This is a genomic window from Tritonibacter litoralis (genome assembly GCF_009496005.1).
GTDB classification, from domain to species: domain Bacteria; phylum Pseudomonadota; class Alphaproteobacteria; order Rhodobacterales; family Rhodobacteraceae; genus Epibacterium; species Epibacterium litoralis.
This window is the reverse complement of sequence record NZ_WIBF01000001.1, coordinates 155,993-171,727: the sequence shown is the minus strand read 5'-3', so window position 1 is coordinate 171,727 and position 15,735 is coordinate 155,993. Positions and strand designations below refer to the sequence as shown.

General features: G+C 57.7%; 13 protein-coding genes. 9 read left to right on the top strand and 4 right to left on the bottom strand.

Translation table 11 applies throughout. The annotated features are described in order from the left end of the window. The first annotated feature begins 121 nt into the window (after positions 1-121). Positions 122-1,621, top strand: a complete 1,500-nt coding sequence (locus tag GFB49_RS00855) for a CoA-acylating methylmalonate-semialdehyde dehydrogenase (RefSeq protein WP_153213915.1) — start codon at positions 122-124, stop codon at positions 1,619-1,621. A 52-nt stretch (positions 1,622-1,673) separates the two neighbouring features. Here the strand turns inward: GFB49_RS00855 and GFB49_RS00850 are convergent, their stop codons facing one another. Next, positions 1,674-2,570 carry a hypothetical protein gene (locus GFB49_RS00850; protein ID WP_153213914.1) on the bottom strand — a complete coding sequence of 299 codons (897 nt, stop codon included), beginning with the start codon at positions 2,568-2,570 and terminating at the stop codon, positions 1,674-1,676. A 188-nt stretch (positions 2,571-2,758) separates the two neighbouring features. Between GFB49_RS00850 and GFB49_RS00845 the strand changes: the two genes are divergently transcribed. Further along, a complete protein-coding gene (locus GFB49_RS00845; RefSeq protein WP_153213913.1) occupies positions 2,759-3,361 on the top strand; it encodes a L,D-transpeptidase in 603 nt (200 codons plus the stop codon). Positions 3,362-3,437: 76 nt separating this feature from the next. Here the strand turns inward: GFB49_RS00845 and GFB49_RS00840 are convergent, their stop codons facing one another. Further along, the gene (locus GFB49_RS00840) at positions 3,438-5,213 is read right to left on the bottom strand and encodes an O-linked N-acetylglucosamine transferase family protein (protein WP_194269237.1); all 1,776 of its coding nucleotides are present in this window, start codon (positions 5,211-5,213) and stop codon (positions 3,438-3,440) included. Positions 5,214-5,438: 225 nt separating this feature from the next. Between GFB49_RS00840 and GFB49_RS00835 the strand changes: the two genes are divergently transcribed. The 6 genes from GFB49_RS00835 to GFB49_RS00815 all read left to right on the top strand — a co-directional run bounded on the left by GFB49_RS00835 (position 5,439) and on the right by GFB49_RS00815 (position 10,142). Next, on the top strand, positions 5,439-6,584 hold the full coding sequence (locus GFB49_RS00835) for an acyl-CoA dehydrogenase family protein (protein WP_153213911.1): 1,146 nt from the start codon (positions 5,439-5,441) through the stop codon (positions 6,582-6,584). Between the two features lie 12 nt (positions 6,585-6,596). Further along, complete coding sequence (locus tag GFB49_RS21145) at positions 6,597-7,628, top strand: enoyl-CoA hydratase/isomerase family protein (RefSeq protein WP_246149563.1); 1,032 nt, start codon at positions 6,597-6,599, stop codon at positions 7,626-7,628. A 24-nt stretch (positions 7,629-7,652) separates the two neighbouring features. Then, complete coding sequence (gene mmsB / locus GFB49_RS21140; protein WP_246149562.1) at positions 7,653-8,525, top strand: 3-hydroxyisobutyrate dehydrogenase; 873 nt, start codon at positions 7,653-7,655, stop codon at positions 8,523-8,525. Positions 8,526-8,538: 13 nt separating this feature from the next. Then, positions 8,539-9,192, top strand: coding sequence for a Crp/Fnr family transcriptional regulator (locus GFB49_RS00825; protein ID WP_153213910.1), 654 nt, complete (start codon positions 8,539-8,541; stop codon positions 9,190-9,192). Between the two features lie 100 nt (positions 9,193-9,292). Beyond that, entirely contained in the window at positions 9,293-9,499 is a 207-nt protein-coding gene (locus GFB49_RS00820) for a YgaP family membrane protein (RefSeq protein ID WP_153213909.1), read from the top strand. Between the two features lie 235 nt (positions 9,500-9,734). Then, positions 9,735-10,142 (top strand): hypothetical protein, encoded by a 408-nt coding sequence (locus GFB49_RS00815; RefSeq protein ID WP_153213908.1) that lies wholly within the window; start codon positions 9,735-9,737, stop codon positions 10,140-10,142. 61 nt (positions 10,143-10,203) lie between these two features. On the opposite strand, the gene uvrA is transcribed toward GFB49_RS00815, so the two are convergent. Both uvrA and GFB49_RS00805 read right to left on the bottom strand, forming a co-directional pair. Then, a complete protein-coding gene (gene uvrA / locus GFB49_RS00810; RefSeq protein WP_153213907.1) occupies positions 10,204-13,062 on the bottom strand; it encodes an excinuclease ABC subunit UvrA in 2,859 nt (952 codons plus the stop codon). A 118-nt stretch (positions 13,063-13,180) separates the two neighbouring features. Next, positions 13,181-14,356, bottom strand: a complete 1,176-nt coding sequence (locus GFB49_RS00805) for an MFS transporter (RefSeq protein ID WP_153213906.1) — start codon at positions 14,354-14,356, stop codon at positions 13,181-13,183. A 378-nt stretch (positions 14,357-14,734) separates the two neighbouring features. Between GFB49_RS00805 and GFB49_RS00800 the strand changes: the two genes are divergently transcribed. Beyond that, positions 14,735-15,700 carry a vWA domain-containing protein gene (locus GFB49_RS00800; protein ID WP_153213905.1) on the top strand — a complete coding sequence of 322 codons (966 nt, stop codon included), beginning with the start codon at positions 14,735-14,737 and terminating at the stop codon, positions 15,698-15,700. Positions 15,701-15,735: the final 35 nt, after the last annotated feature.

The following is a 15,735-nucleotide window of genomic DNA, read 5'->3' as shown; positions in this document are numbered from 1 at the left end:
GACATGGTTAACCAAGGGTAAATGTATTGCGTTTTTGCAAATTCCGTTTGAGATTTTTCCTCTGTTACAACGTTTTTTGCAATCCTATGATGCGTCCAAGATTTAAATGTGGAGGACTCCCATGACTGAACTGACCCATTACATCAACGGTGAGAAGGTTCCCGGCACCTCGGGCCGCTTTGCCGAAGCGCGCAACCCTGCCACCGGTGAGATCATCACCAAGGTGCCATTGGCAACCCCCGCTGAACTGGACGCCGCAGTTGAAAAAGCAGCCGAAGCGCAAAAAGTATGGGCCAAGGTAAACCCCCAGCGTCGTGCACGCGTGTTCATGAAATACGGTGCTCTGATCAACGAGCATATGGACGAATTGGCAGAGATCCTGTCCAAGGAACACGGCAAAACAATCCCCGACGCAAAAGGCGACATCCAGCGCGGGCTGGAAGTTGTGGAAGTCTGCATGGGCCTTCCGTCCCACCTGAAAGGTGATTTCACCGTGGACGCAGGCACCGGCATCGACCTCTACTCCATGCGCCAGCCTTTGGGTGTTGTCGCGGGTATCACCCCGTTCAACTTCCCTGCGATGATCCCGCTGTGGAAAATGGCGCCGGCGGTTGCTTCGGGCAACTCCATCATCCTGAAACCCTCCGAGCGCACCCCAAACACCTCCATGCGTCTGGTGGAACTGTTCTATGAAGCGGGCCTGCCCAAAGGTGTGGTTCAGGTTGTTCACGGTGACAAGGAATGCGTTGACGCGATCCTCGACAATGACACCATCCAGGCGGTGGGCTTTGTGGGCTCTACCCCGATTGCACAGTACATCTATGGTCGCGCAGCAACCAACGGCAAGCGCGCGCAGTGCTTCGGTGGCGCAAAGAACCACATGATCATCATGCCCGACGCGGATCTGGACAAAGCCGCGGACGCGCTGATCGGCGCAGGCTTTGGCGCGGCTGGCGAACGCTGCATGGCGATTTCGGTTGCGGTCCCGGTCGGTAAAGAGACAGCAGACAAGCTGGTCGACAAGCTGGTTCCCAAAATCGAAAGCCTGAAGGTTGCACCTTACACCGGTGGCGACGATGTGGACTTTGGCCCGGTGATCACCGCGCAAGCCAAAGATCGGATCGAAGGTCTGATCACCTCTGGTGTTGAACAAGGCGCCAAGATCCTGACCGACGGTCGCGGCCTGTCGATCCAAGGGTATGAGGACGGCTATTTTGTTGGCCCGACCCTGTTCGACGACGTGACCCCGGATATGGACATCTACAAAGAAGAGATCTTTGGCCCGGTTCTGTCCATGGTGCGCAAGGACAACTATGAAGACGCGCTTCAGCTGATCCAGGACAACCAATATGGCAACGGCACTGCGATCTATACCGCGGACGGCGATGTGGCCCGTGACTTTGTGGCCCGCGTCGAAGTTGGCATGGTTGGCGTGAACTTCCCGATCCCGGTTCCGCTGTCCTACTATTCCTTTGGCGGTTGGAAGAAATCCGGCTTTGGCGATCTGGACCAATACGGCCCCGATGCGTTCAAATTCTACACCAAGTCCAAGAAAGTCTCCTCCCGCTGGTTCTCCGGCATCAAGGACGGCGCGGCGCTGAACTTCAAAGCGATGGACTAAATCATAATAGCCAAATCAAAAGCCCCGGTTTTTACACCGGGGCTTTTTTGTTTTACGCAACCAGCTGCACGGCTGGGTTCTGCTGAACCGGCGCAATCTCGGCTCCGGCTGCTGCCTTTAACATGGGTTCCAACAGCTTGTGGAAATTGCGGTCTTTCCAGAACAGATTATGGGACAAGGGCGTCATGCCACGCACCAGCGGACGTGTGTTGATCCAGCGTTCCTGCAACGCACCGCTGTCGGCCATGGCGGCGTAATTCGGCGATGAGGGCGCCAGTGGCATGCCCAGAAAATCATCGCGGTCGTTGTAGTTGAACCACCACGGATTGGCCCGCCCCCGCATGGACACCCGCGCACCAGGATAGTCGATCGGGCGGATTCTGTCTTCGGGCTCGTTAAAGGTAAAGAGCGGCATATTGCAGCCAAAGGTCACAAAATGCGTCAGCGTTTCAAACCGCTGAAAGCTGGTGTCGGCCGGAACCACCGGCTTGCCGCTTTGCTGGTCATAGATGTAATTGGACAGGATATGCCCGCCCAAAGAATGGGCAAAGACCAGCAGGGGCGTGTCGCCGCCACCCATTCTCTCCAACTCAGCCATCGTGGCGGCCACCCGTTGGTGGATCTCTTGATACGTCCAGCTGCCATTGTCGCCCGCCCCCCTACGATAGGCCGCCGCATCGGCCAGGCGCGACATGGCAAAATCGCGCAAACCGGGCCAGCGTGCCTGTTCCTGGTTCAACATCTTGTCCTGGAACGCCGCCTGGCGATCCTGCAGCACGTCGGCCCAGAAGATCTCGCGCCAGATCACATTGTGAAAGAAGTCATGCCCCAGGATCTGACGCAGGCCATGAAACAAATGATGTGAAAACACGATTTCATGGCTGTTTGGCGGCTTGGCCCCCTGGCTGCCCATTCCATGAATAACAGCGATGGCGATTTTCTGGCTCATCCGGTTCCCCTCAATACAATGATCAATAAATTTGCTACGGCCAGTATAAGCGAAATCCACCAAAAAGAGCTGGGAAAGAATACGCAAAAGTGACCGCAACCCGGCTTGTCTTTCGCCACACATTCCATTTTACATGGGCGTCAAAGATCACCCGCAGTGACATCAACAGATCAGGCAGAGTGAACGATATGAGCTCAGATAAATTGACCCGCCGCGCTACTGTTTTGGGCCTGGGTGCTACATTGGCAACGCCCACCCTGTTGCGCGCCCAATCCACGGATGCGTTCCCGCAGGACGAACCGGCCATTCGCACCCAAATTCCGGTGAACCGCAATATCTCGGCCTTTGCGCAACAAAACTGGCAAGATCACTTTGAGGAGCTGGGCGTAGGCTGTCTTTTGGCCGACATCAATTCGCGCGCGCTGCACTACTGGGGGGAAGATGGCGAAACTTACCGCCTGTTCCCCTCCTCGGTTCCCTTGACCGAAGAGCTGACCAAGCGGGGCTATACCGAAGTGGTGCGCAAGCGCGAAAACCCAAGCTGGACCCCCACCGCCTCCATGCGGGAGCGGGATCCCTCCCTGCCCGTCCGGATGGAAGGCGGGCAAGTGGGCAACCCCTTGGGCACCCGCGCCATGTACCTGACCTGGCCTGCCTATTTGATCCACGGCACCCATGACACCCGCAAGATCGGGCGTCAAAGCTCATCAGGCTGTATTGGGCTTTATAACCAGCACGTGGAAGAGCTGTTTGAGCTGGTCAAAATCGGCACCAAAGTCCGCCTGCTGTGAACCAACACTGATAGAAACCGAAAACCCGCGCTGAGATTTGCGCGGGTTTTTGTTTTTCAAATACACCGTGTGACCATCACGGCATCAGATGATCCGGTTTCAGACCGCTTTCACACCGCACCAGGGCACGTTCCAGCTGTTGTTCCCAGTTGCGTGTAAACCGCTCGGTCTTGAACATGGGCGACGTCTCACGGTTGGTTTTGATCTTGGCGCGCACCGCGGCAAGCTTGTCCGGGTTGGTCGCAAACTCCAGCGCCACCGCCTCATATTCTTCCATGGTCGTGGTCACCAGTTCTGGCAGATCCATGGTCTGCAACACGCTGCTGGCCACGCGGGCGGCAAATTGCTTCCCTTCCAGCGTCACCAATGGCAGCCCCATCCACATCGCATCCGAAGCTGTGGTGTGGGCGCAAACCGCAAAGGTGTCCAGGAACAGATCGGCCTGGGACAGACGTGCCAGGTGATCTTCTTGGGAGACGGAATCTGCAAAAATCACCCGTTCGGGCGCGACACCGTGCGCTTCTGCAGCCTTGTGCATGTTCTCCCGCGCAAGGTCTTCCTTACACCAGATCCACATCACGCTGTTGTCGACCTTCTTCAACAGGCGCATCCAGATTTCATACTCAAACGGTGTGATTTTGTAGTGTGAGTTAAACGAGCAGAACACAAATGCATCTTCCGGCAAGCCAAGTTCAGCGCGCGTTGGGATCTTGGTCGCCACGTTCCGCTGATCATTGGTCACCTGATAGCAATCCGGCATATAAATGATCTTTTCCGAGTAATATTTGCGCAAGGACGGCGGAATCATCACCTCATCCGCGACGATATAGTCCAGTTTCGAGGAGCCAATCGTCCCCGGATACCCGATATATGAGACATTCACTGGCGCCGGGTTTTTGAACACAATTGGGGTTCGGTGACCGGATGTGTAGCCTTTGAGGTCGATGGCAATGTCAATACCGTCAGCTTGCGCCAAGGCCACAACTTCTTCGTCCGACATTCTGCGCACCACGCGATAGTGATCGGCGGCATTCTTGGCGCGTTCGGTCATTTCATCGGCGGTTGTGCTGTAATCATAGATGAAGATCTCAAAACGCTCACGATCATGCAGCTCCAGCATGCGGATCATCAGCCACATGGTCGCGTGTTTGTGAAAATCGCTCGAGAAATAGCCAAGGCGGATTTTGTCCCCTTCCCCGCGCTGGCGCGGCGCTGGACGGTTCTGCGGAACATCTCCCACTAGGCCGTTGAAATAGGTTTCCGACTTTGCTTTTTGCAGCGCAGGATCATCAACTATGGGCAGGAAAATGCCCGGATCCATGGTGCTGATCTTTTCATAGAACAGCTTTTTGTAGCTATCCAAATCATCCCAATTGTCCCATGCTGACAGCTGCAGCGAATTGTGCATCAAACGCATGGCGGCGACCGAGTTTTTGGTGTCGCACTTCAACGCTTTTTCAAAACATTTTCGCGCGCCTGGGAAATCCTGCCATTTGTTCATAATGGCCCCAAGGTTGGCATAGGCCATGGAGTGTTGAGGGTTCTTGGCCAGAATCTTCATCAAGGGAACAACCGCCAGATCAAACCGTTTCCGGTGCAGATGGAGGTTTGCGTAGTTGTTCAAAAGCTCTTCATTGTCGGGCGCAATTTTTTGCGCTTCTTTCAGCAAAAGCTCTGCTTCATCCAGGTCTTCGGCCATAATCTTGCGGTTGGCCAATTTCATCAAATCTTTGAAACGCTTTTGCAGCTTCTTCTGATCGGCCTTTGACAATGCTTGTGCCTTTGCGACCGGAGTTGAGGAAGCGGTCGTAAACTGACCTGCCGTGAATGTGAGACTTTGTGGATTGGCCACGACGCATTCTCCTTCGGGGTGTTGGGCCGTTTCACAGCCCACCTGAATTTGGATTTCGTCTTAGTTTTCAGCCAATCCTCTTAAAATTTCCTCTCCATACTTGGAAAATTTTACCGGTGCAGACCTGCAAGGCTACTTTGCATTTGCGCAGGTTGCCTTTGCATTCATGAGGCGCTAGTAATTAAACAAACGTTCAATTCATCCAAACCCAGGGGAGGAGTGGTTATGGATTTTGCTTTGAGCGAGGAACAAACTGCAATTTTTGACCTCGCCTATGATTTTGGACAATCCCAGATTGCGCCCTTTGCTCGCGATTGGGAAGACCAAGGGACAATCCCCAAAACGCTGTGGCCGGAACTGGGAGCCCTGGGATTTGGCGGGCTCTATGTCAGCGAAGACAGCGGCGGCGCTGGCCTCAGCCGGTTGGACGCAACACTGGTGTTTGAGGCCCTGTCGATGGCCTGCCCCTCGGTCGCGGCCTTTCTGTCGATTCACAATATGTGTGCCAAGATGATCGACACCTATGGCAATGCAGCGATGAAATCCGAAACCCTGCCTGCCGTTTTACAGATGGAGACCCTGCTGTCTTATTGCCTGACGGAACCGGGATCGGGCTCGGATGCGGCGGCGCTTAAGACGCGCGCCACCAAAACGGACAAAGGCTATGCCCTCAACGGAACCAAAGCGTTTATCTCGGGCGGGTCTTACTCGGACGCTTATGTCACCATGGTGCGCACCGGCGACGACAGCCCACGCGGGATCTCCTGCGTGTTGGTGCCGGATGGCACGCCCGGCCTGTCTTTTGGTGCGCTTGAACAAAAGATGGGCTGGAAAAGCCAACCCACCGCTCAGGTGCAGTTTGATGATTGCGAAATCCCCCACGGTGCCCTGGTCGGCGAAGAAGGCAAAGGCTTCAAATACGCCATGGCCGGTCTGGATGGTGGACGGCTCAATATCTCGGCCTGTTCCATCGGTGGCGCACAGCAGGCTTTGACCCAGACCTTGCAATATATGTCCGAACGCAAGGCCTTTGGTCAGAGCATCGACCAATTTCAGGCCCTGCAGTTCCGACTGGCGGAGATGGAAATCGACCTTCAGGCCGCGCGTACTTTTTTACGACAAGCGGCCTGGAAGCTCGACACTGGCGCGCCGGATGCCAGCAAATTTTGCGCTATGGCAAAGAAATTTGTGACCGAGACCGGATCATCTGTCGTAGATCAATGCCTGCAACTGCATGGCGGATATGGCTACCTTGCCGATTATGGGATCGAAAAACTTGCCCGCGACCTGCGCGTTCATCAGATACTTGAAGGCACCAACGAGATCATGCGCGTCATTACCGCCCGCCATCTTTTGGCGGAAAACCGTTAAGGGAGCAGCTCTATGTCCGACCTTTTAATCCGCATCATCGGTCATGCGGGGCGTATTACCCTGACCCGTCCCAAAGCGCTGAACGCCCTGTCTCATGATATGTGCCGCGAGATTGACGCCGCTCTGATCCAATGGGCAGATAACCCAGCCGTAAAGCTGGTGATCATTGACGCCGAAGGGGACAAAGCCTTCTGCGCGGGTGGCGATGTTGCGGGGATCTATCACGCTGCCAAAGGTGGGGATTTTCAGGCCGCACGCGATTTCTGGCGGGATGAATACCGGATGAACGCTCGGATCTTTTCCTATGCCAAACCAGTGGTCAGCCTGATGCAAGGCTTCACCATGGGCGGTGGTGTTGGCCTTGGCTGTCACGGCACCCATCGGATCGTGGGGGAAAGCACGCAGGTCAGTATGCCCGAAGCTTTGATCGGTCTGATACCTGACGTCGGCGGATCGCTTTTGTTGGCGCTGGCCCCCGGACGGCTGGGCGAATACCTGGCCATGACAGCCGGACGGATGAAAGCCGCAGATGCAATCTACGCCGGGTTTGCCGATCACTTCATCCCCCAATCCCAATGGCCTGCGGTGATTTCGGCCCTGGAAGAAAGCGGCGACACCGCAGTGATTGAAGCGCAAAAACAAGAGCCGGGCCCCGCGCCCCTGGCTGAAAACCAGGATGAGATCGACCGTTTGTTTGACGGCGAAACCCTGGCCGACATTCTGACCCAGCTCGGCAATGACGACACCGATTTTGCTGCTGACATCCTGTCACGAATCAAAGGGCATTCTCCCTTGTCTATGGCCGCTTCGGTTGAGGTTCTGCACCGTTTGCGCGGCAGCCAGCTGTCGATGGAGCGGGCGCTGGAAATGGAATATCGTTTCACCTATCGCGCGCAAGAGTTGAGCGATTTTCAGGAAGGCGTGCGCGCCCAGCTGATCGACAAGGACCGCCAGCCGAAATGGCAATACGCCGATATGCAGGTGCCGCCCGTGGCCGTGTCCAATATGCTTTTGCCGCTGGGTGATGCGCGCCTGACCTTTTGACCCAAATCTGTGGGAGGATTTCACATGAACATCGCCTTTATCGGTCTTGGCAACATGGGCGCGCCGATGGCCGCCAATCTGGCGGCGGCGGGACATAATGTCACCGGTTTTGACACCGCCGGAGTCAGCGTCGATGGCGTGGCCATTGCAAATACAGCGGTTGCAGCGGTTGTGGGGGCCGAGGTGGTGATCACCATGCTGCCCAATGGCAAAATCCTGCGCAGCGTGGCGCAGGAGGTCATCCCGCAGATGGAGTCGGGCGCGCTTTTGCTGGATTGCTCCACCGTGGATGTCCAAAGCGCCCGTCATGTGGCCGAACAGGCCACTGCGGCCGGGCTGCGCGCCGTGGATGCACCGGTGTCGGGTGGTATCACAGGTGCCGCAGCCGGCACGCTGACCTTTATGGCCGGCGGTGCGCCAGATGCCTTTGCCATCGCAAAGCCGCTGTTTGATATCATGGGCCAGAAAAGCGTCCATTGCGGCGATGCAGGCGCTGGTCAGGCCGCCAAGATCTGCAACAATATGATCCTTGGCGTCACCATGGCCGCCACCTGCGAGGCCTTTGCGCTGGCGGACAAATTGGGACTGGAGCGGCAAAAGATGTTTGATGTGGTCTCCACCTCTTCCGGCATGAGCTGGTCAATGAACAGCTATTGCCCGGCACCGGGCGTCGGCCCCCAATCCCCATCCGACAATGACTATACCCCCGGATTTGCCGCCGAACTGATGTTGAAAGACCTGCGCCTGTCGCAGGATGCGGCCGCCGAGGTGGACGCTGACACGCCGATGGGCGCGCTGGCCAAATCCCTTTATGCGCAATTCGTTGAGGAAGAAGACGGGATGGGCCGCGACTTTTCAGCGCTGTTGCCGCGCTTTGAAAAGCGAGGGCGCGGCTGATACGATCGGCCACATGTCTTGGCTCGATTCTTCTCCGCTGATGCGGGACATGGACGATGCGGCGCGCGCCCGCCTCGCCCTGATGTCGCCCATCACCCTGCCCCATGATCAGGTCCTGTTCCGCCCCGGCGATGCGGTGCAGGGCTATGTGATCGTGTTGGAGGGCTGCGTGAATGTGGGGCTTTCGGGCACCAACGGGCGCGAGATGCTGCTTTATGCGGTGACACCGGGACAAAGCTGTATTCAATCCACCTTGGGTCTTTTGGGCGGCGAAGATTACTCAGCCGAGGCCCGCACCCACGGGCCCACGCGGCTGGTTTTACTGCCCAAACCTGTGTTTATGGAGCTGCTGAGCCGCTCTGATCAGTTCCGCAATATGGTGATGCGCGCCTTTTCGGACCGGATGCAGATGTTAATGCATCTCCTTGAAAAGGTGACGTTTCAACGCGCCGAACACCGTCTTGCGGATCGTCTTCTGCAGCTGGATCAGGGGGATGAAATCACCATCACCCAGAACGAACTGGCCCGCGATATCGGCACCGCGCGCGAAGTTGTCTCGCGCCGCCTCGAAGCCTGGGCCAAACGCGGCTGGGTCGAGACAGGGCGTGGCCGCCTGCGGGTCGTGAACCGCCCTGCACTGGAAGATTTTGCCCTGAGCGCGCAATAGCCCTGCGACAGTTTAGATCACTGCAGCATTGTGACCCTGTCACAGACCCACGCTTGCCCCTTCGACTACGCTCCTCTCAGACATCAATGAGGAGATGACCATGATCAAGAACCTTGCAAGCTGGGACCGTATCGCCCGCCTCGTCCTGGGCGCCGCCCTGATTATCGCCTATTTCGCTGGCATCGGCGGCAGCTGGATGATTATCGCCCTGATCGCAGGCATCGTATTTGCGGCAACCGCCGTCATGAACCACTGCCCGCTCTACCGGATTTTTGGGCTGTCCACCTGCCCGCTTGAGCGGAACTGATCAAACTTCTGCCCAACAACGACACACGGCAAGCGACCGGCGGCGAAGACAAAGCCGGTCACAGTCCGCCAGACATGCCCGGCCACGCGCGACCTCTCCGGTTTTTTAGTCCGGGCATAGCAGAAAGGAGCTCTGTATTGAGTGGCGCAGAGCTCCGCGCGGTGGCGTCGGTATTTGCGGGGGCGCCACCGCAATTTAATCCGATGTATGATAGATAGCCTATCTCCAAACGTGTATGCTCCAGATCTATGCCACTGTTCGGCGTAAATTTGGTTTGGGTAACGAGGGGAGAAAAGACATGTTCAAATCAATCATCTGCATCGCTTTTGGTATCGGGCTTGGCGCAGCTGCACCTGCATTCGCATCATCTGATGAGACGCTAAAGGCCGCAATCGCTGGCAAGACGTTGGTTTCCGGCAAAGCGCAGCTCAAAGCCCGCAAGAACGGACGGCTCAGCGGTAAAGTCGGCAAAAACGGCGACGTTAAATTTGAAGGCGCATGGGATATCCGTAACGGACAGTGGTGCCGGACAATCAAAGAGCCAAAGAATTTTGCCGGCACTAAATGTCAGGCCATGACCCTGGATGGCGATGTCCTGACCATCGACGGAACAAATGGACCCACGCCCTGGCAGGTGAAGTGATCACCGGCTAAAGCAACGGCTTTGACGTGAACCGGCCTGCGGGCCGGAACACGCATGTCTCCTATTCTGCTGCGACCTTCTTGGCCTCCAGCATCGGTTTCAGATAGTGCCCGGTGTGGCTGCGCGGGTTTGCAGCGATGTCTTCAGGCGTGCCTTCGGCGACGATCTCACCGCCGCCGCTGCCGCCTTCGGGGCCGATATCAATCACCCAATCTGCCGTTTTCACCACATCCAGATTGTGTTCAATCACCACCACTGTATTGCCCTGTTCCACCAGCTCATGCAGCACTTCCAAGAGCTTGCGCACGTCCTCAAAATGCAGACCCGTGGTGGGTTCATCCAGAATATAAAGCGTGCGCCCGGTGGAGCGTTTCGCCAGTTCCTTGGACAGTTTCACCCGCTGCGCTTCACCGCCTGACAGGGTGGTCGCCTGCTGGCCCACCTTGATATAGCCAAGGCCCACGCGCATCAGCGCATCCATCTTGTCCCGAATGGACGGCACCGCCTGGAAAAATTCCTGCGCATCCTCGACCGTCATATCCAACACATCAGCGATGGATTTGCCCTTGAACGTCACCTCCAGCGTTTCGCGGTTGTAACGTGCGCCATTGCAAGTCTCACACGTGACATAGACATCCGGCAAAAAGTGCATTTCCACCTTCAGCACCCCGTCCCCCTGACAGGCTTCACAGCGTCCGCCCTTGACGTTGAACGAAAACCGACCGGGCTTGTAACCGCGCGTTTTCGCTTCGGGCAGGCCCGCAAACCATTCGCGGATCGGGGTAAAGGCCCCGGTATAGGTCGCCGGGTTCGATCGCGGTGTACGGCCAATCGGGCGTTGGTCAATGTCGATCACCTTGTCCAGATGTTCGAGACCCTTGATGCTCTCACAGGGGGCTGGCGTCTGGCGCGCGCCGTTCAACCGCATGGATGCGGTTTTAAACAGTGTCTCAATCGTCAGCGTGGATTTGCCGCCGCCAGACACGCCGGTCACGCAGACAAATTTGCCCAGCGGGAATTCCGCGGTGACGTTCTTCAGGTTGTTGCCGCTGGCCTTCACAACCTTGATCGATTTGCCATTGCCCTTGCGACGGGTGGCCGGCACGGGGATCTCGCGGGTGCCTGCCAGATATTGCCCGGTCACCGAGTTCTCATCGGCTTGCACCGCGCCGGGCACGCCATGGCTGACCACTTGCCCGCCGTGCACCCCGGCGCCTGGCCCAATATCAAAGACGTAATCGGCCTGGCGGATCATATCCTCATCATGTTCCACCACAATCACCGTATTGCCCTGATCCCGCAGGTTCTTGAGTGTGGTGATCAACCGGTCATTGTCGCGCTGGTGCAGACCAATAGAGGGTTCGTCCAAGACATAGAGAACCCCTGTCAGACCTGAACCGATCTGGCTCGCCAGTCGGATCCGCTGGCTCTCCCCACCGGACAACGTACCAGACGCGCGCGACAGGGTCAGATACTCCAGACCAACGTTGTTCAAGAAACCCAACCGTTCGCGGATCTCTTTGACAATCGCGCGGGCAATCTCTTGCTTTTGTGGGGTCAGATGGTTGGGCACATCCTCGATCCACGCCAGCGCCTTGCGAATGGATTTCTCCACCACCTGGCCGATGTGCAATCCGCCGATCTTGACCGCCAGCGCCTCTTCCCGCAGGCGATAGCCGCCGCAGTCGCCGCAATGGCGGTTGTTCTGATAGCGTTCAAATTCTTCGCGGATCCAATTGCTGTCGGTCTCCCGATAGCGGCGCTCCATATTGGGGATCACGCCTTCAAACACGCGGGTCACATTGTAGACCCGCCCACCTTCATCATAGCGGAATTCGATCTCTTCCTCGCCCGACCCATACAAGAACACTTTCTGCACCTTCTTGGGCAGATCCTTCCAGGGCGTGTTCTTGTCGAACTCATAATGGTTGGCGATGGCCTCAATCGTCTGCAGGAAATACGGGGATTTCCCCTTGCGCCAAGGCGCCAGCGCCCCGTCATAAACCTTCAGCGTCTGATCCGGCACCACCAGCCGTTCGTCAAAGAACAGCTCAACGCCCAGACCATCACAGGACGGGCACGCGCCAAACGGCGCGTTGAACGAGAACAGCCGCGGCTCGATCTCAGGAATAGTAAAACCGCTGACGGGACAGGCAAAGTTTTCGCTAAAGGTGATCCGCTCCGGATCGCCCTCCCGCGGAGCCGTCTCCAAAATGGCAATGCCATCCGCCAGATCCAGCGCGGTACGCAAGGAATCCGCCAGCCGCGTTTCAATCCCCGGCTTCACCACCAGACGGTCAACAACCACGTCAATGTCATGGCGGTATTTCTTGTCCAATGTGGGCGGCGTGTCCAGCTCATGGAACTCCCCATCCACCTTGACCCGCTGAAAGCCCTGCTTGCGCAGCTCCAGCATCTCTTTCTTATATTCACCCTTCCGGTCGCGCACGATGGGCGCCAGCAGATAGCCGCGCGTCCCCTCCTCCAGCGTCATGATCCGGTCGACCATATCCTGCACCTGCTGCGCCTCAATCGGCTTGCCGGTGGCTGGGCTATAGGGCGTGCCCGCGCGGGCAAACAAGAGCCGCAGGTAATCATAGATCTCGGTCACCGTGCCAACGGTCGATCGCGGGTTCTTGGACGTGGTCTTCTGCTCAATCGAAATCGCAGGCGACAGACCACTGATGTGATCCACATCGGGCTTTTCCATCATATCCAAGAACTGGCGCGCATAGGCCGACAGGCTCTCCACATAGCGGCGCTGCCCTTCGGCATAGATGGTGTCAAAGGCCAGTGAGGATTTGCCCGAACCCGACAGACCGGTAATCACCACCAGCTCATCGCGGGGAATGTCCACGTCGATGCCCTTCAGGTTATGTTCCCGCGCACCGCGCACCTCGATGGATTTTAGCTCAGCCATATTGCCCTCAATTTCGCATCCGCACCCCCCTGGGCACCGGCTCCCCTAGAGATAGGCAAAGCGGCGCGAGTCTCCAATAGAAAATTGTGAACAAAATGCGAACAGGCAACCGCTTGCTTTAGGCTTGCGCAGCCCGTCGCGCGCGTGACAGGGCATGGTGCACCAGGAAACCACCCAGATACAGGGCGATCAACGTGGCAATCATCGCGCCAAAGCCGCCCAGACCAATGGCCAAGACCAAAACCGGCGTGCCCAGGAAATTGCCAAGGTTGCCCGCCTGCGCCATGGCCCCATTGGCCTGGGCTTGGGCGCCATCCTCTGGGTTCAGCTGTGGAACTGCGGCAAAACTGGCCCCCTGGATCAAACCCAGCGCCGCCCCCAACGCCAGGGCAAACCCCGCACCGCCCCCCGAAAGCCCAAGCCCAATCGCACATAACGCGCTAAGCCCAAAGCCCAGTTGCACAACCCCAACAGCCGGCAGGCGTCGGGCCAATGCGACACCAATGGTCATCGAACTTGCGATCGACACCAGGGGCAGCGCCGCTGTCACCGCTGGCCGCCATTCGGGGTCGATGTACCGCGGCAGCAGCGTCAACAGAGCCACAAAGCCCGAGGCATAAAACAGCCATCCCGCTGCGGGCCCGATTTTCCAGGGTGAGCTGTAGATCTCCCGGTGCAGCGCAATCCACCCCGCCACAGAGGGCAAGGGCTGCGGCGTTGGCGCGGCGGACCGGCGCAAGAAAGCACTCAGGCTGAGCGCCAGCATTGCCATCACGGCCCCATGCGCGACAAAGAAACTGAACACACCAAACCGCGCTACAATGAACCCGGCCGCCAGCGCCGTCAGGGCAAAGGAGACACCAAAAAACGTCCCCCACAGCGTCATGGCCAGATTGCGGTGCTGGGCACCGGCTAGGGCTGCGATCAAGGTTGGCCCCGCAACCACAATCCCCAGATGCGAGGCACCTTCCACCGCGCGGCTGATCAAAAAGGCCCAGAACGGCAGATGCAGCCCCTGCATCACGCCGGTTATGGCCCCAACCCAAAGACACAGGATCAATACCCGCCGATACCCCAGACGCGCCGCCAGCAAACCAGCCACCGTGCCCAGCAAAATCCCGCACAGCCCCACCACAGAGACCGCAAGGCTTACTGAGGCCCCTGCTGCTGGATAAAGCGTGCTCAGCGGATCGAACACAACCGAGACTTTGCCATATTGCGCCGCCGCCCCAAGGCCTGCCGCCCAGATCAACAGGATCTCCACCCAAGGTGTCTTAGCACTTGCCGCTGTCATGCTGTTCTCCCGTATGAGACGCGCGTCAAAGACATGCGGCCTTTGTGGCCGATTTTGGAAAGATGCGCAGCATTTGATTTAAAGCTTTCCCGCGCGCCAAACCAGAGCCTTGAAATTCGTTTTTCAAACCCAGGGCAGACGACTGATACAAAACAATAATTATGTCTTCTGCCGGTGCATCCCGCGGCCTGCCAGCGCCCCGGTTTGCAATGTGGTGGAATGGTTAAACCTTGATTGATCCCGGCGCGCGACGCGGGACTTTGTGCTACTTTGAAGGTAAGGCCATTGGGATCATTCCCTTGAGCATATCACAGCGACACGGCGCACCCCTTCCGCGCACCCTCCACGGTACGGGCCTCAAAAAAGGACCAGAACCCTATGACACATGTTTTGCCATCTCGCGGTCTTTTGCCATCCCTTATGGCAGTCCTGTCGATGAGCATCAGCCTCGCAGCGCCGACTGCCGTGGCGGGGACCGATCCATCTGCGTTGACCTCCGGGCCCCGCGCGATGCTGGTGATGGATGGGTCAAACTCCATGTGGGGCCAGATCGACGGCACCGCCAAAATCACCATCGCCCGGGACGTGGTGCGCAATCTTCTCACGGATCTGCCGCCCGAAGTTGCCCTCGGCCTCACCGCCTATGGTCACCGCCGCACGGGCGACTGCCGCGACGTCGAGGTTCTGGTGGATCCCGGCCAGAACAATCGCGCGCGCATAGCAGAACAGATCGGCACGGTCAAACCCAAGGGCAAAACCCCGATGGCCGAGGCGGTGCGCCAGGCGGCCCAGTCTCTCAACAACAACGCGGGACCTGCGACGGTAATCCTGATTTCCGACGGGGTGGAAACCTGCGCCCCGGATGTCTGCGCCGTGGCGGCCGAACTGGAACGCTCGGGCGTTGATTTCACCGCACATGTGATCGGCTTTGACGTCAAAGAGGAAGAGGCCAAATCGCAATTCGCCTGTATCGCCAAGGCCACGGGCGGGCAGTTTCTGTCGGTGGACACTGCGGATGAGCTGAGCGCGGCGTTGATCGCAACAACCCAGTTTCAGACCACCGAAACCAGCCTGCCCCTGATCACCCAATCCGGCCGCCTGTATTTTGTGGCCTCTCACAAGGCGCGCGGCAAACTGCAGAACCTGCCAGCCCATTGGCAGCTGGAAGACCAAAGCGGCAATCCGATCATGACAGGCTTCCACAATGCCGGCGGCCAGATTGATCTGAAACCCGGCACCTACCGCCTGACGGCTACCGACACAGACAGCGGGCGCACCCAGTCGCGCCGCATCCAGGTGACCAATGGCGGCACAATGCAAATTACCTTGTTATTCCCAGAATAAGGTTGTCCCGAACACACGGCCAACACCCCAGACGC

Bases quoted from the DNA above. Each gene is read 5' to 3' on its own strand.
- GFB49_RS00850 (WP_153213914.1), bottom strand. From the start codon at position 2,570: ATGAGCCAGAAAATCGCCATCGCTGTTATTCATGGAATGGGCAGCCAG.
- GFB49_RS00845 (WP_153213913.1), top strand. From the start codon at position 2,759: ATGAGCTCAGATAAATTGACCCGCCGCGCTACTGTTTTGGGCCTGGGT.
- mmsB (WP_246149562.1), top strand. From the start codon at position 7,653: ATGAACATCGCCTTTATCGGTCTTGGCAACATGGGCGCGCCGATGGCC.
- GFB49_RS00825 (WP_153213910.1), top strand. From the start codon at position 8,539: ATGTCTTGGCTCGATTCTTCTCCGCTGATGCGGGACATGGACGATGCG.
- uvrA (WP_153213907.1), bottom strand. From the start codon at position 13,062: ATGGCTGAGCTAAAATCCATCGAGGTGCGCGGTGCGCGGGAACATAAC.
- GFB49_RS00800 (WP_153213905.1), top strand. From the start codon at position 14,735: ATGACACATGTTTTGCCATCTCGCGGTCTTTTGCCATCCCTTATGGCA.
- GFB49_RS00855 (WP_153213915.1), top strand. From the start codon at position 122: ATGACTGAACTGACCCATTACATCAACGGTGAGAAGGTTCCCGGCACC.
- GFB49_RS00805 (WP_153213906.1), bottom strand. From the start codon at position 14,356: ATGACAGCGGCAAGTGCTAAGACACCTTGGGTGGAGATCCTGTTGATC.
- GFB49_RS00815 (WP_153213908.1), top strand. From the start codon at position 9,735: ATGCTCCAGATCTATGCCACTGTTCGGCGTAAATTTGGTTTGGGTAAC.
- GFB49_RS21145 (WP_246149563.1), top strand. From the start codon at position 6,597: ATGTCCGACCTTTTAATCCGCATCATCGGTCATGCGGGGCGTATTACC.
- GFB49_RS00835 (WP_153213911.1), top strand. From the start codon at position 5,439: ATGGATTTTGCTTTGAGCGAGGAACAAACTGCAATTTTTGACCTCGCC.
- GFB49_RS00820 (WP_153213909.1), top strand. From the start codon at position 9,293: ATGATCAAGAACCTTGCAAGCTGGGACCGTATCGCCCGCCTCGTCCTG.